The sequence below is a fragment of the Phaeobacter sp. NW0010-22 genome (assembly GCF_040365955.1).
In the GTDB taxonomy this organism is placed as follows: domain Bacteria; phylum Pseudomonadota; class Alphaproteobacteria; order Rhodobacterales; family Rhodobacteraceae; genus OMPR01.
On the sequence record NZ_BAABWT010000009.1, the window covers coordinates 19,589 to 34,383 of the forward strand.

The 14,795-nt window shown below is 53.0% G+C and carries 13 protein-coding genes; 10 read left to right on the forward strand and 3 right to left on the reverse strand.

The window, feature by feature from the left end; all coding sequences use genetic code 11:
- The first annotated feature begins 6 nt into the window (after positions 1-6).
- Positions 7-351, forward strand: coding sequence for an antibiotic biosynthesis monooxygenase family protein (locus ABWV33_RS18105; protein WP_353332773.1), 345 nt, complete (start codon positions 7-9; stop codon positions 349-351).
- A 544-nt stretch (positions 352-895) separates the two neighbouring features.
- Here ABWV33_RS18105 and ABWV33_RS18110 read toward each other — a convergent pair.
- The 3 genes from ABWV33_RS18110 to ABWV33_RS18120 all read right to left on the reverse strand — a co-directional run bounded on the left by ABWV33_RS18110 (position 896) and on the right by ABWV33_RS18120 (position 5,317).
- Positions 896-1,342 carry a pyridoxamine 5'-phosphate oxidase family protein gene (locus ABWV33_RS18110; RefSeq protein WP_353332775.1) on the reverse strand — a complete coding sequence of 149 codons (447 nt, stop codon included), beginning with the start codon at positions 1,340-1,342 and terminating at the stop codon, positions 896-898.
- Positions 1,336-3,384 (reverse strand): molybdopterin oxidoreductase family protein, encoded by a 2,049-nt coding sequence (locus tag ABWV33_RS18115; RefSeq protein ID WP_353332777.1) that lies wholly within the window; start codon positions 3,382-3,384, stop codon positions 1,336-1,338. The genes ABWV33_RS18110 and ABWV33_RS18115 overlap by 7 nt, the downstream gene beginning before the upstream one ends.
- Before the next feature lie 1,015 nt (positions 3,385-4,399).
- Entirely contained in the window at positions 4,400-5,317 is a 918-nt protein-coding gene (locus tag ABWV33_RS18120) for a LysR family transcriptional regulator (protein WP_353332779.1), read from the reverse strand.
- A 116-nt stretch (positions 5,318-5,433) separates the two neighbouring features.
- Between ABWV33_RS18120 and ABWV33_RS18125 the strand changes: the two genes are divergently transcribed.
- From ABWV33_RS18125 to edd, 9 genes are all read left to right on the forward strand, one after another.
- Positions 5,434-6,009, forward strand: coding sequence for an NAD(P)H-dependent oxidoreductase (locus ABWV33_RS18125; RefSeq protein WP_353332781.1), 576 nt, complete (start codon positions 5,434-5,436; stop codon positions 6,007-6,009).
- Between the two features lie 121 nt (positions 6,010-6,130).
- A complete protein-coding gene (locus ABWV33_RS18130) occupies positions 6,131-6,868 on the forward strand; it encodes an SDR family NAD(P)-dependent oxidoreductase (protein ID WP_353332783.1) in 738 nt (245 codons plus the stop codon).
- 447 nt (positions 6,869-7,315) lie between these two features.
- A complete protein-coding gene (locus tag ABWV33_RS18135) occupies positions 7,316-7,957 on the forward strand; it encodes a GNAT family N-acetyltransferase (RefSeq protein WP_353332785.1) in 642 nt (213 codons plus the stop codon).
- A gap of 276 nt (positions 7,958-8,233) precedes the next feature.
- Positions 8,234-8,749, forward strand: a complete 516-nt coding sequence (locus ABWV33_RS18140) for an aggregation factor core (protein WP_353332787.1) — start codon at positions 8,234-8,236, stop codon at positions 8,747-8,749.
- A gap of 81 nt (positions 8,750-8,830) precedes the next feature.
- Complete coding sequence (locus ABWV33_RS18145; RefSeq protein WP_353332789.1) at positions 8,831-9,283, forward strand: TspO/MBR family protein; 453 nt, start codon at positions 8,831-8,833, stop codon at positions 9,281-9,283.
- A gap of 14 nt (positions 9,284-9,297) precedes the next feature.
- A complete protein-coding gene (locus ABWV33_RS18150; RefSeq protein WP_353332791.1) occupies positions 9,298-9,855 on the forward strand; it encodes a CIA30 family protein in 558 nt (185 codons plus the stop codon).
- A 584-nt stretch (positions 9,856-10,439) separates the two neighbouring features.
- Positions 10,440-11,477 (forward strand): type I glyceraldehyde-3-phosphate dehydrogenase, encoded by a 1,038-nt coding sequence (gap, locus tag ABWV33_RS18160; protein ID WP_353332793.1) that lies wholly within the window; start codon positions 10,440-10,442, stop codon positions 11,475-11,477.
- Between the two features lie 13 nt (positions 11,478-11,490).
- Complete coding sequence (gene zwf / locus ABWV33_RS18165) at positions 11,491-12,942, forward strand: glucose-6-phosphate dehydrogenase (protein ID WP_353332796.1); 1,452 nt, start codon at positions 11,491-11,493, stop codon at positions 12,940-12,942.
- A gap of 33 nt (positions 12,943-12,975) precedes the next feature.
- On the forward strand, positions 12,976-14,793 hold the full coding sequence (edd, locus tag ABWV33_RS18170) for a phosphogluconate dehydratase (protein ID WP_353332798.1): 1,818 nt from the start codon (positions 12,976-12,978) through the stop codon (positions 14,791-14,793).
- The last annotated feature ends 2 nt before the right edge of the window (positions 14,794-14,795 follow it).

The following is a 14,795-nucleotide window of genomic DNA, read 5'->3' on the forward strand; positions in this document are numbered from 1 at the left end:
TCTCGCTTGATAGCAGTCATATTTGAAGTCGAAATCGGTGAGGGGCGTAAACAGGATTATCTTGAGGTCGCCGCTGATCTGAAGCCGTTGCTAGAGCAGGTCAACGGGTTCCTGTCGGTCGAGCGGTTTCAAAGTCTGACCAATCCTGACAAGCTGTTGTCGCTTTCTTTTTTCAGGGACGAGGCCGCTGTTGCAGAATGGCGCAGCTTGTCGCGACACCGCGAGGGACAGGCCAAAGGCCGGGATGGCATTTTCGCGGGATACCGGTTGCGCGTTGCCGGGGTGATCCGTGACTATGGGATGTTTGACAGGGCCGAAGCCCCGGATGACAGCGTGAGCATTCATGGTTAAAAGGCAGGGCCCGCCCAAAGGATTCAGTATCGTCCCGGGACCCAAAAAGGATTTTTGGATGCGCACACCCTCGACATGCATCAAGTGTCGCTAACTGAGATTTCCCAAACCTTGTTTGCTGCGTGAGACCAATATCCCAATTGCTTGCGTGAAATTGCTATTTTCATTCGGCAGCATGCGCACCTTTTCGATGTTTACGCCTTGTCCCATTGGAACACGGCACAGGCATCTTTGACCGGCAGGTAGATCAGCAACGCCAATGCCCAGAGTCTGGGATGCAGCATTATGTGTCTCGTTTCGGGGTAAATGGCTGGCGGGGGTGAGGGCGTAGGACAGGGCAACCAATATGATACTGCGGCTTGTTAGCATTTCTGCCGAAGGGTGTCCTTTTCACTTGATGGGGTATGGCTCGCCGAGGTCCGCATTGCGCACCCGCGTTTGGAATATCATGTCCGGGATCGTTTGGGGGCGGGGTATATCCAATCTCCAACTAAAAAGCCGGATGTGCGAGACCTCCCGGAGTCCAGCGCGCCAACAGGGAGATTTAGAGCGCGTTCAGTTTTTCCAGGTTCGTCGCCTTTAGTTCAGCTTCGGTGATGCCAACATCATAGGCGAGTGATGTGATCTCTTCGACGTCGGTGATACGGATCACTACAAAGGACGACATGCGCGATTTGTAATCCGCCCAACTGGTAGCAAAGGCGGCGTGAATGTCCGGCCCCGCATCTGCCGCGCGGAGGATCTCGGCTGTGCCGGTGATCCGCAGGGCTCGCCGGTGCACGACATCGGTGAAACAAACCTCGACCGCCGGATTGGCGCGCAGGTTTGCTGATGTGCGCGGGCTGCGAATGTTGCCATAGGCCAGCGTTTGATCATCCAAAATCACAAAGGTCGCCTTGGGAGAAACCGATGGGGTGCCATTTGTATTCACTGTGGCCACTGATCCGGCCGAAAACGCTCGGATCAGGGACTTCATGGGGTCGGTTAGCATGGTTTCACCTCCACAAAAGTTTCGTGGTACGCTGCGCCGTGCTCGATATCGGTGCGCACATCCGACGGGATCAGCGCGTTCACGGTCAGCCCAGTGTCAGAGGTGGCGCACCAAGTGCCTTTGGGGGAATAGAGCACCCCGGGGCGGGTGGCGTCAGTTACTTTTAGCTGCAGTGTCACTTTACCCAGATCGTTGAATACAGTGACCTTTGCTCCATCATTTAACCCGCGTTCAGCGGCATCCAATGGGTGCATCTCAACCATTTCCAGCCCTTGCGAGGCCATATGGCTGCCAAAGGTGGCGTTGGTCCGTTTGTCCGAACTGGGGGTGATGATCACAAAGGGACGGTCCTGCGGCACCGGATCATAGCGTGGCACACCAAAACTAAACCGGTCCTCGTAGTCCTGACAAAACAGTTCAATCTTACCCGAGGGGGTGGCCGGGATCACATTCTGGCACATGATCATCTGCTCGCCGTTCAGGGCTTTCATCTCGATCGCCTTGTCCAGCGGCAGTGCGCTGCCTTTGATCCCTTTCAGCTGGGGGTGGTCCGAATTGATGGCGTCATCCATCAACTGAACATCATCGGCTTTGAAAATCGGATCGTCATAGCCAAAGCGGGCAGCGAGGCGGCGGAAGATTTCCGTGTTGGGAAGGCTTTCACCTACGCAGGGAATAACGGGCTCTGCGCGTTGTAAATAGTTTTGGCCATAGGCTCCGAACACATCGTTATGCTCAAAATGCGATGACGCTGGCAAAATGACATCACACAGCGCCATGCTGTCTGTCATGACAACATCACTGCCTGCCAGAAACAGATCCTCGCGCATCAGGCCCTTTATCAGATTGACCTGATCCGGGTGCGTGGCCACCGGGTTGTGGTTGTAGATCATTGCGGCGGTGACCGGAGGTTCCAACGTATCGTCTTGCAACAGCATGCCCAGATCAACGATGTTGAACACGCGGGTGCCGGGTTTCATCAGGTGATCGCCATGTAGTCGTGGTTGGTTTTTCGGTGTGGCGACTCCGGATTTTGCAACCACCCCCGCGCCCAAACGCCCGTGATGCCCTGTCAGCGCAGGCAGGATCATCCCCGCACGCAAACCGGATCCGCCCGACCGTCCCCGTTCAATCCCGTTGCCAAAAGAGCAGGCCATGTTTTTTGCAGCCTGAATCAGGTCGGCGACAGCATGGAATTCTTTGGCACTGATCCCACAGATTTCTTCGACTTGTTCAAGGCTGTAGTCGCGCGCCTGCGCCATGTAGGTGTCAAACCCGACCACCCAATCGCCAATGAAAGCGTGATCCAATGCATCGCGTCGTTCCAGTTCAGCCGCCAGCCCCATCGCAAACACTACATCCGTGTTGGGCCTGATCTGAATATGCATGTCACATTGTTCTGCGATCTTGATGCGTTTTGGATCGATGATGACCAGCTTGCCACCTTTTTTACGCATCTCCTTCAAAAGCGGCGCAAGGTGCAGGTTTGAGACGGTCACGTTATTGCCCCAGACGAGCACAAGGTCCGAAAGCAGCACCTGAACTGGAGGCATCCCCGGTGCATTGCCAAATACACTGGCGTAAGCACCGCCGCGTACCGCACCGCAAAGTGGGCCGCGATTCAGCATGGTCGCCCCCATATTGTAGAAAAATCGGCGATCCATTGACCCTCCGCCCAGTTCACCGTGGGGGCCCGCATAGTTGAACGGCAGGATCGTTTCAGGCCCGTATTTGACGATAGCCGCAGCGAAGGCCTCGTGAATTAGATCAAGCGCCTCGTCCCAGCTGATCCGTTCGAAATCGCCCGATCCACGTGGTCCGACCCGTTTTAGGGGATGGGTCAGACGAGATTGGCCATGTACGAAATCAGGATAGTAGCGTGCGACTTTGTTGCAGATCACGCCATCTGTGTAGGGGTTTGCCTTTGATCCCTTCACGGCAATCAATGTCCCGTCTTGGACCTGCGCGTTCAGGCTGCAGGTATCCGGGCAGTCCAGTGGGCAGACGCTGGGCAGGGTTTTTTTATTGGCTTGCTTGTTCATGGCGGGCCTCGTGCAATTGATCTCCATCCTTTGCTATGCCCAAAAGGGATGCGCCTTAAGTTCCAAAAATTGACAATTTTGGCAAACCAATTTTCATCTGTGTGCTGTTGGCTGGGGCCATGATCTACTGATTTCTGGTTCACTAGATGGCGCGCAGGTCCGGAAAACGAAGCGGTGACACGTTTGATCCTTGCGGGTAGCGTGAGGGGATTATGGTTTGGCTTGAGCCATTTTCCCTCAAGGTCCAGGGCAAGCTAAGGGGCGATGATCCGCGGGTTTTGGTCAGTGTTAAATTTATCAACCACAATGGGTTGCGCTGTCGTGATGCGCCCAAGAAGGGTGGTTCGCATAAGACGCTTTGCGCTCGGTGAACGCGGTCGAGTGACGAGGGCCTTCAGCCTACCTATCCGGGCAATCAAAACACCGCCCGTATCCATGACTACTTCACCAAGCAAGGTGTGCCCGTTCTGTCAGTGCATGCCAGCTTTTTCATCGACCAAATGCGTGTGTCTGAACTTCGAGATATGATGGCTGAGGCATCAGGCGCAATGGTGGCCTGGCGTTGCCTGCCTCCATCAAACTACCAGACATGCCGAATACGCGGATATGTCGGACGTGAAACTTCAGGAGCACCTCGAGAACTCGCAGGGGATGCGATGTGTCGGGTACATGGGTTGAATCGACACCTTTAAAAACACTCAGGTGGGGGCATGTCTCCGGTGATACGAGGAGATGCCGAGACGGATTATGATCGTGGGTTCTTTTGTTATCTCATCGGGGCGGATATGCCGGCATTGCGCAGATCGCGATCTTTGCAAAACCCACGATCATTCAGCCAACACAGAATGAGCACGCTGCCACGTCGCGAGAAAGTCGGTTTGGGATGAGCTATGCAGCGAGATTTCGGATAGAAGTTCTGCTAAGCGGGACGAAGTGAGATTTGGCTTCATGCAGTTCAATGGCAACTCTCAGAGCGTCATGCATTTTTTTCCAGAAGGGCAAATCGCGGAAAGGTTCAATCCGCCTCTGCCGTTGAAGCGCTTCTTGGGTTTTCTTTCAGGTATTGAACAAGCAGTCGAAGCGGTGTCATCGAGCGGTATTCCCTTGGAAAATAGATATTAATGCCGGGGATAGAAATTCGGTGACCTTTCAGTAATTCTTTGACTTGTCCGGTTTCCAACGCGTCCAAACAAGAGTCGCGAAAGGTATAGGCAATGCCCAACCCGCGAGCCGCCATTTCGACCGTTACCGGCGAGGAATTGGCAACCAAGCTTCCGCGCACGTTGACTTGATAATCCCCCTCAGGGCCGGAAAAAGTCCAGGGTGCAATTTGGCCTGAGCTTTGAAAGCGATAGCGCAGGCAATTGTGTTGCAATAGCTCGTTTGGACTCTCCGGTGTGCCCTTCTCATTAAGGTATTTTGGGCTTGCCACCACGGCGGTTGTCAGCGGGCCTGTCAGGCTAATGGCGACCATATCCTGCGCAATCAAACCTCCAATGCGAAACCCCGCATGCAACCCCTCGCCAAGAACATCCGACAAAGCATCCGTCAGCAAAAGTTCGATTTCAATTTCAGGGTAACGCTCCTGAAATGGTGCCAGCATTTCACGGATCAGCAGATGATAGGCAACCTCAGGAATAGCGAGTTTTAGCGTACCCCGCGCCCCGTGCCCTACCGTCTGTGCGCTTTCAACCCCGTCAGATAGTTGCTCAAATGCCGGGCCTGAGCTTCGTACCAACGCCCGTCCGGCCTCGGTCAGATTGATCGAACGTGTTGTGCGAATGAACAACGCCGTTCCAAGCCTACCTTCAAGGTTTTTGAGCTGGTGACTGACCGTAGACCGTTTGAGCCCCAGCTCTTGCGCAGCGGCGCTCAGGCTTCCCTGCTGGGCAATGGCATTGAACACTTCAAGCATGGAGAGAGGTAGGCGCATTGGTGTACCTCCTACATCATGGAAGTGAAAAATGGGGTCATTGTTGTTTGATTGGAAATATCTAGATTTGCTTAACAAGTAAACACATCACACGACCACAGAGGCAAAGGCATCCTATGAATACTTTGGTTTTGACAGCACACCCGAACCTCGCATCCTCTTCGGTCAATCGAATGTGGTTTAACGCATTGTCGACTGTAGAAGGTGTCACAACTCGTGACCTGATGGCGGTCGGTGGGCCGGAAATGCAATTTGACCCCGCAGTCGAGCAAGCCCTTCTTCGGCAAGCTGACCGGGTCGTGTTGCAGTTCCCGTTCTACTGGTACTCATCACCGCCTGTTCTCAAGGCTTGGCTGGATCAAGTGTTGCTGGCCGGGTTTGCTTATGGACCCGGTGGTACTCAGTTGCATGGAAAAGAGCTGATGCTTGTGGTTTCTACTGGCGGTCCGGCGGAAAGCTATCAGAGCGAAGGATTTAACAGCTTTTCCATGCTCGAATTTCTGGCACCTTTTCAGCAAACAGCCCTCATGGTCGGTATGACCTATCTGCCACCATTTGTGCTCCATAGCGCCATGAGTCGAGACCGCACCAGGCTGAATGCCAGTGAACCGGTTTTGGTCAAATATGTGACGAACCCGCGGCCGGGCCAAAGCGCCAAGACGACGGTCGCAAGCCTTGCTGTTGGGCGCTGATTGCGCCTCGACAGGCTTCGCACCCATCAGCGCGCTTCGCTCACTCAAACGGACAACAATCAAAAATGCGGGTGACCTCAACAAGAGGCATGCCCGGTAATTCTACAGTTAGGAAACTGAAATGGATAACTTTGAAAACAAAGTGGTGCTCATCACCGGCGGCGGAACAGGGATTGGGAAGGCTTCGGCCTCGGCCTTTGTCGCTCTGGGTGCAAAAGTGGTGATAACTGGGCGGCGCCAGCCCGTTCTTAAGGCCACCGCTCAGGAACTGAGCCCGCAAGCCCACTATATCAGCAGTGATGTCAGCAAGAACGGTGAACCGGCCCGAATTGTTGAAGAGACCATCGCTAAATTCGGAGAACTGGATGTTCTGGTGAACAATGCTGGCACCGGGGCTATGGGGCCTTTGTCTCAAACCTCTGACGCAGAGATCCAGCGTATTTATCAGACCAATGTGTTTGCACCACTGGCCCTTATACGGGAAGCAACACCGCACCTTGCCAAAACCAAGGGGGCCGTCATCAACATTTCTTCAACAATGTCGCATGGGGTGTTTCCAGGGTCTGCGGTTTACAGTTCATCAAAAGCGGCCGGTAACCATGCCACCAGACTGCTCGCGGCTGAACTTGGCCCAATGGGTATCCGGGTCAATGCAGTTGCGCCAGGCATGACCGATACAGACATATCAGCTGACGTTAAATCAGATGAACAGATACTCGGGATGATCATCGCTCAAACGCCAATGGGTCGCCTTGGCAAGCCAGAAGACATCGCAAATGCGGTTATAATGCTGTCGAGCAGCCGCGCAGGTTGGATCACTGGGCAAATTGTTCAAGCTGGTGGCGGTCTAATGTTGTAAGGCGAGATAGAGTTAAGATTTCATTATTTCTCAGGCATTCGCATGCAATCAAATGCTCGTAGCCGGACAGCAACTTCAAAACAATGTTGTCCGGCTCTCAGCTATCCACAATGCGGCGTCTCGCGTTGAGGCGAGTGGGTGCTAAATATCACCTCAAGGATCAACCTCTAGTCGCCCAAGCACGAGCGACTGGCTTGCCCACACTTTCGTTAAGCAATGTCAGCAAAGGGTGCGTTGCACCAGTTCGAACATCGCGCAGCATTCGATACGCTGGTCTCGGAGCCGACCTACGGTGATGCAGCGTACGACCGGAAGCCGCCCTTGGTGTCAAAGCGGCATGTCCGCTTCGGACAGAGGCAATCCGGACGATCACGACCAAAGTGAAACTGTTGGACTCAGCAGAGTGTGCATGTGAGTGTTAACAGCATTTGTTGGGGGATTTGACGGATGGCTCGTTCAGAAGTCGTGGTTAGACGAATGTCAAAAACAGACAATGGGGAAATGTCCAAACTGCTTGGCAATGTTTTCAGCCAGCGAGATCCTCCCGCCGTTGCAACCAAATTCTCGCCTGAGAAACTCGAAAAAATTGCCGCTCTATTTGGGATGAAATCTGCAAAGGAAGGATTGTCGTCTGTCGCGCTTGATGAAGCTTCCGGTGAAATAGTGGGTGCGGTTTTGGCACATGATTTCGGTCAGCCGCCTCCTGATGGAATTGATGCAGTCGATTTAGGCTCTGAGCCAGTCATCACGCTAATTGACCAGTTGGAAGCCGTTTTTTCGAATGCCCACGACATTAAGCCAGAAAAATTTCTCCATATATTTATGATCGCCGTGCGTGATGATTTCGCTAGAAGGGGAATCGCGAAGAAGTTACTGGCGTCTTGTTTAATGCAAGCCGAGAGATCTGGGTACCGGATTGCTTTTGCCGAAGCGACAAACCGTTTTTCACAAAGGCTATTTATTAATGCCGGTTTCGCAGGCATTCATTCAATTGGCTACGAAGACTTCGAGCTAGACGGGCAACTGCCTTTTCTGGACATCAAGCACGAAGGAGCTTGTGTGCTAATGGAACTCGATCTTTTGGCCTGAACCTGATTTTTGCGAAGGGCAAAAAGCGAAGTAATCTGATCAGGGCCCAAAGCGGAAGTTGGTTTTGCGATCACCAAATGTGAGCCGCCCGCTTGGGATGTTGTGCAGAGAAACAATGGCCGTTTGACGCTTGCTCAATCGAAGCTGCGTCTGACTGATCATCGGAACAAAGGCCGATTGGGAGACTACGGCGAAGGTATTTCTTCAAATTCTTGATCCAATGACCGGGTCGAGACGTAACTCCTTCATAAATCAAACCACGAATGGAGGTTTCCAATGCCGACTGTTTTCCGTCTGCTTCGCGCGACAAGTCTTTTTTCCTGTTTATTGATTGCATCAACCGCCCAAGCGGACTTGCGTGTAAGCTTCGATGAGGGTGCGCCAAAAGATCGCTTTCGGATCGAAAACATTGGCCAGTGCGCGGTTTCCAATGCCTCTGTGATGGTCGATCTTTCGACGTCTCAGGGTGGGTTGATTTTTGACGTAACCTCGCAAGGTGAAGGTGTCGAAGTGTTTCAACCCTTTGAATTGGTGGAGGGTGCTAAGGCCCTGGGTGGGGTACCAATTGTGACGGACGGGCAAACTGAAGTCAGGCTGGATATTGTGAGCCTCGCTCCAAGTGAAGCGATCGCTTTCACGATCGACGTAGATGACACGCGCGGTCAGCGTGCGATTACAGTGTCAGGCTCTGAAATAGAAGGCGCTGTTGTTTCCTACTCGGATGCTCAGGCCAAGGAGTCCGCAATGTTCTCTACTCTTTCTGAGGCTGAGGTTCGATTGCCAAACTGTTAAACGTCGACCTTCAGCGACAATTTTGACCCAGCAAAATGAACAAATGAGCTGGGTCTCTCATCACAAAGGGATGTCGGTCGAATGACAAACATCACGACACGCGCTGCGTTTCTGTTTCTGGTTATCGCGAGTGGAATACTCATTGGTACACTCACTGCTCCCGGGGATTGGTACGCCAGCCTGGCCAAACCATCGTTTAACCCGCCAAGCTGGGTTTTTGGCCCCGTCTGGACCACCCTTTATGTTCTCATTGCCATGGCCGGATGGCGGGCATGGGAAGCGAACAGATCCTCGCCCGAGATGAAGCTCTGGTGGACACAGTTGGGCTTAAACTTTCTTTGGTCTCCGACCTTTTTCGCGATGCAGCAGCCGTGGATAGCCTTTGCCATCATTTTGGCGCTCTTGGCCGTAATTCTAGCCTTCATACGCCTCAGCTGGGTCGCGGATCGGGTATCTGCGGTTTCTTTGGTACCCTATGCGTTGTGGGTTGGCTTTGCATCCGCTTTAAACCTGTCCATAGCAGTCCTGAACTGAGGGGAGGGTGGCTTATGCCACGTTTTAAGAAATCATTCTTTGCGGCTGTTTTCATATTGGGTTGGGGTGCGGGGCTTCAAGCCGAAGAACGCATGTTCGAAGACTTTGAGGCTGAACCTGCAAAACGATGGGGATTCGTTGCTGATACAGTGATGGGCGGAGTCTCCACCGGAAGCGTCGAGTTCGTGCAAGAACAAGGTGTGTCGTTCGCAAGATTAACGGGAGCAGTGAGTACAGAAAACAATGGAGGTTTTATTCAGTTCAGACGGCAATTGGAAAAACCGTTGTCGGACACTGTTGTGGGTGTCCGGGTGGTGTTGCGCGGTAACTCCGAAAGCTATTTCATTCACCTTCGAACCACGGGTACAATTCTCCCGTGGCAATATTATCAGGCAGACTTTGCTTCGACGGAGGGATGGTCTGAAATCCGACTGCCTCTCACGTCTTTTGAACCTTCAGGTCGATTGTTGCGCAAGACACCAACTGCGAGATCCATTTCCTCCATCGGTGTAGTTGCATTTGGACGTGATCACAGCGCCCAAATTGATGTGCAAGAAATCGACTTCTACTGAACATCGAGTTTCTTCTAGGTCAGTCTTGACGGTTTTCTGCACTTTGGACCAAGGGAATGGTGCGTATTCGGTTTAATTAGTAATACATTCGCTGAAGGCTACGCGCTCGAAGAAGCTTCGCTTGGTGGGATCCCACCAAATCGCATCGCCATGATTGCTAATACATTACACACCGATATCATCGGTGGCACTGAACTTGGATGGTGCACCGTTCTTTCAACCCAAATCGGAATGTTTGCAGGTCAACAGGTATGGGACTATTGCAGGTCTTCGCTGATTAATCCGGACTGGAGTTTGACGCGGATTAGATTTTGGCAGTTTCGTGGGTGCCAATGTCCGCTTTGACGGTGCCGCGTCGAAGAGATTTGTAAACGTCTGCAAGGGCCGACCTTTTGGGATACTTGGGTACCACTGCCCAGATGTTGCAAAGGTCGCTTACTGCGCTTTCCCATGTCTTGGTCTCGGGAAATATTGAGTTTTGTAACACCCATTGCCTTTTTCGCCCACTTCTCTATGTTACCGCTAACTTTGTTAACGCTAACAGTCCAAGTGGCTTTCCAGCTACTAAGAGGGGGGACGTGTCTATGACAACGCAGATTGCAATCAACGGACTTGGGCGGATCGGACGGTGCGTATTGCGTGCTTTGGCTGAACAGAACCGGTCAGATATCCGAGTCGTGGCAGCAAATGATCTGGCTCCGGCTGATCATGTCGCCCACTTATTGAAATATGACAGCGTTCACGGCCGGTTCGCGGGCGATGTTTCGTGCGACCAGAACCAGCTTTTGCACGCCGGAAATCAAACGGTCCGGTTGTCGTCTTGTCGAAGCCCTGAGGATCTCGATTGGCATGATGTAGACATCGTTTTCGAATGCACTGGCCATTTCAATGAACGGGCAAAAGCGGCGCGGCATCTAGCCAATGGCAGTAAACAAATACTAGTCTCAGCTCCTGTTTCTGATGCCGACCGGACCGTCGTATTTGGCGTCAACCATTTGGAGATTGAGAGCACGGATATCGTTGTTTCGAACGCGTCTTGCACAACCAACTGCTTGGCTCCTGTGGCGCAGGTATTAGATGCTGCATTTGGTATTGAGACCGGATACGTGACAACCGTTCATTCGTATACCGGTGACCAGCCTTCGCATGATCGCGATCATTCAGATCTCTATCGTGCGCGTGCTGCTGGGTTGTCTATGGTGCCCACGTCCACTGGCGCCGCCCGCGCGATTTCACAAGTCTTGCCCAAATTGGAGGGCCGTCTTGAAGGCTCTGCGATACGGGTGCCGACGGCGAATGTGTCACTCATCGACTTCTGCTTCATGCCTCGGAGGTCAACGGATGTTGAGACCGTGAACAAGGTCCTCCAATCTGCCACAACTGGGCCTTTAAAAGGTGTCCTCGGGTTTGAGGCCGCGCCATTGGTTTCCAGTGATTTCAATCACAACTCATTCTCTTCGGTGTTTGCCCCGGCTCAAACTGCGGTCACCCGGGACGGCATGATCCGGGTGCTGTGCTGGTACGACAATGAGTGGGGTTTCTCTAACAGGATGATCGACACAGGGGCTTATATGGCTAGTCTAATGCAACAGGCAAACCAGCCTATTTGCGTCAACAGTTAGTCGGAAAAGTCTCATGGTTTCTCGCGTCATACCTGTCTCTACCTTTGATCTTGTCCTGTTTGGCGCCACGGGTGACCTAGCGCGGAGAAAGGTTCTGCCTAGTCTGTTTCACCGATTTCAGGTCGGACAGTTTTCAGAAGAAAGTCGGATCATTGGTGCGTCACGCAGCGACATGTCAAAGCAGGCATTCCGTAGTTTCGTAGCAAAGTGTCTGGAAGAGTTCAGCGACACTGCATCGGCAGACGAAAGCTGTGTGAAAAGGTTTTTGAGCCTCATTGACTACGTGCAAATCGATGCGAGCACCGAAACGGGCTGGGATGTCTTGTCCTCAAAAATGCGCCCACAGATTATCAGCGTGTTTTACCTGTCGGTGGCCCCAGGATTGTTTGGCACTATTGCTTCGCGATTGCGTGCCAGCGGGTGTTCGAACCGTGAAAGCCGGATCGTAGTAGAGAAGCCCTTTGGACATGATTTGCCATCTGCACAGGCGCTGAACAAGGAGCTTCTGAACAGTTTTGAGGAAGATCAAATTTACCGCATTGATCATTACTTGGGTAAGGAAACTGTTCAGAACTTGATGGCTCTCAGGTTCGCAAACTCTCTGTTTGAGCCGCTTTGGAGCGCCGCGCATATCGATCATGTGCAAATCACCGTCGCCGAGGACATGGGTATTGCGGGACGGGGCGAATATTATGATCAATCCGGCGCCATGCGTGACATGGTGCAAAACCACCTGATGCAGCTGTTGTGTCTGATTGCGATGGAACCCCCATCAAAATTCTCGGCAACAGCGGTACGCAACGAAAAAGTCAAAGTAATCCAAGCGCTAGAGCCAGTTTCAAACGCCAATATCGCCCGGGGACAGTACGTATCTTCCGTGCCCGGGGAAGACTATCTGGACCATGCAGGCAATCCGCATAGCCAAACCGAAAGCTTTGTTGCCATGAAGGTTCAGGTTGCGAATTGGCGATGGGCGGGTACGCCGTTTTACCTGCGTACAGGTAAATGTTTGAGAGAAAGAGTGTCAGAGATCGTAGTGCAGTTTCGCGACCCGCCGCACATGATTTTTGATGGTACCGAGGGGCACAAGGGCAACACGCTTGTCATTCGATTGCAGCCTGACGAAGGTATAACGCTTCATACCACCATCAAAGACCCCGGTCCTGGGGGTATGCGTCTGGCTGATGCGTCTCTGGACATGAGTTTCGCAGATACCCGTGTGCCCACCGAGCGGTCACAAGATGCGTACGAACGTCTAATTATGGATGTCGTGCGGGGTGATCAAACCCTTTTCATGCGCGGTGACGAGGTCGTTGCGGCATGGGAATGGACCGATCCAATTATTGAGGCATGGCAGGAAAAACGCTTTGCGCCTTCGACTTACGATGTCGGCGGATCAGGTCCCGAAGATTCACTGTTGCTTATTCACCGAGATGGACGGCGTTGGCGACCTATTGGACGCTAAATTCCCTCTCGTTTCCATTAAGAAAGACCTTTCATGGCTCATTTGCATCCAACACTGCAACTCGTCACTGACCGGATTATTGAACGCAGCTTCGCGAGGCGATCCGCCTATCTAGAGCGTATGCGTGCGGCAGCGGCGAAGGGCCCATCACGTGGGCATTTGTCATGTAGTGGGCAAGCGCATGCTTATGCCGCGATGGATCAGGACAAGCAAACGCTGGTGGATATGCAGGCTGGAAATCTGGCCATTGTGACCGCGTACAATGACATGTTGTCAGCTCACCAACCTTTTGAAAGATATCCCGAGATTATCAAGGAAGCTGCTCGCGCAGTTGGCGGTACCGCTCAAGTCGCAGGCGGGGTTCCGGCCATGTGTGATGGGGTAACTCAGGGCGAGGCGGGTATGGAACTAAGCCTGTTTTCCCGTGATCTGATCGCAATGGCGGCGACTGTTGCGCTGAGCCATAACACTTATGATGCAGTTGCCTTTCTGGGGGTCTGCGACAAGATCGTGCCGGGCCTTGTGATCGCAGCACAAAGCTTTGGGCATTTGCCTGCGGTCTTTTTGCCTGCGGGGCCCATGACCAGTGGTCTTGGCAACGACGAAAAGGCCAAAGTTCGTCAGGAATTTGCTGCAGGAAACGTAGGCCGCCAAGCGTTGATGGAGGCAGAAATGTCTGCTTATCACGGGCCCGGCACATGTACATTTTATGGCACCGCAAATACCAACCAGATGCTGATGGAGTTCATGGGGTTGCACCTGCCGGGGGCTAGTTTTGTATCTCCGAACACCCCGTTGCGGGACGCCCTTACGCAACACGGCGCTCAGACCGCGCTCTCTCTTAGCGCTTTGGGTGATACCTATACGCCGGTTTGCGATGTTCTCAGCGAAAAGGCTTATGTAAACGGTATTGTCGGATTGATGGCGACTGGGGGGTCGACCAATCTGCTTATTCATTTGATCGCTATGGCGCGCGCCGGCGGTATCGTGCTTGAGCCACGTGATTTTGCGGATTTGTCAAAAGTTGTCCCGCTGATGGCGCGGATCTATCCCAATGGTTTGGCTGACGTGAACCATTTCCATGCGGCCGGTGGATTGGGTTTCATGATAGGCTCATTGTTAGATAGCGGGTTGTTGCACCCTGACGTGAAGACCATCACTGGCGACGGGCTTGCCGCTTACCGCTCTGATCCAAAGCTTTCAGAGGGAGAGTTGACTTGGGTGCAGGGTGCGGATGCAAGCCTGAAGCAAGCGATCCTACGCCCAGCGACAGAAGGGTTTCAGTCTACAGGCGGATTATCACATTTGCAGGGGCCGTTGGGGTCTTCGGTGATGAAGGTGTCGGCTGTGGCAGCTGAGCATCGCTTAATCGAGGCACCTGTGCGTGTTTTCCACGACCAAGGCACTGTAAAAGCCGCGTTCAAGGCAGGCGACTTCACAACCGATACTATCATTGTCGTTCGCTTTCAGGGGCCAAAGTGTAATGGCATGCCCGAACTGCATGGCCTGACCCCGGTTCTTTCGATCTTACAAGGCCGCGGTTTGAAGGTTGCACTCGTAACGGACGGGCGGATGTCAGGTGCTTCGGGCAAGGTGCCGGCGGCCATTCATGTTTGTCCCGAAGCCGCTGATGGCGGCACAATTGCTAAGTTGCGAGACGGTGATGTGCTACGGATCGACGCTTTGGCGGGTACGTTGGATATTCTCACTGAAGGTGTAGCGGAGCGTTCACCAGTTTCTGCCAGCCAAGCATCAGGGCAATTTGGTGTGGGCCGCGAGCTTTTCGCGACGTTTCGGGCCGCTGTTGGTCCTGCAGATCAAGGTGCAAGCATCTTTGGAGACCAAGTGTGAAT

What these genes read in the sequence shown, in the direction of transcription:
- ABWV33_RS18110 (WP_353332775.1), bottom strand. Translation starts at nt 1,342, where the DNA reads ATGCTAACCGACCCCATGAAGTCCCTGATCCGAGCGTTTTCGGCCGGA.
- ABWV33_RS18115 (WP_353332777.1), bottom strand. Translation starts at nt 3,384, where the DNA reads ATGAACAAGCAAGCCAATAAAAAAACCCTGCCCAGCGTCTGCCCACTG.
- ABWV33_RS18120 (WP_353332779.1), bottom strand. Translation starts at nt 5,317, where the DNA reads ATGCGCCTACCTCTCTCCATGCTTGAAGTGTTCAATGCCATTGCCCAG.
- ABWV33_RS18125 (WP_353332781.1), top strand. Translation starts at nt 5,434, where the DNA reads ATGAATACTTTGGTTTTGACAGCACACCCGAACCTCGCATCCTCTTCG.
- ABWV33_RS18130 (WP_353332783.1), top strand. Translation starts at nt 6,131, where the DNA reads ATGGATAACTTTGAAAACAAAGTGGTGCTCATCACCGGCGGCGGAACA.
- ABWV33_RS18135 (WP_353332785.1), top strand. Translation starts at nt 7,316, where the DNA reads ATGGCTCGTTCAGAAGTCGTGGTTAGACGAATGTCAAAAACAGACAAT.
- ABWV33_RS18140 (WP_353332787.1), top strand. Translation starts at nt 8,234, where the DNA reads ATGCCGACTGTTTTCCGTCTGCTTCGCGCGACAAGTCTTTTTTCCTGT.
- ABWV33_RS18145 (WP_353332789.1), top strand. Translation starts at nt 8,831, where the DNA reads ATGACAAACATCACGACACGCGCTGCGTTTCTGTTTCTGGTTATCGCG.
- ABWV33_RS18150 (WP_353332791.1), top strand. Translation starts at nt 9,298, where the DNA reads ATGCCACGTTTTAAGAAATCATTCTTTGCGGCTGTTTTCATATTGGGT.
- gap (WP_353332793.1), top strand. Translation starts at nt 10,440, where the DNA reads ATGACAACGCAGATTGCAATCAACGGACTTGGGCGGATCGGACGGTGC.
- zwf (WP_353332796.1), top strand. Translation starts at nt 11,491, where the DNA reads ATGGTTTCTCGCGTCATACCTGTCTCTACCTTTGATCTTGTCCTGTTT.
- edd (WP_353332798.1), top strand. Translation starts at nt 12,976, where the DNA reads ATGGCTCATTTGCATCCAACACTGCAACTCGTCACTGACCGGATTATT.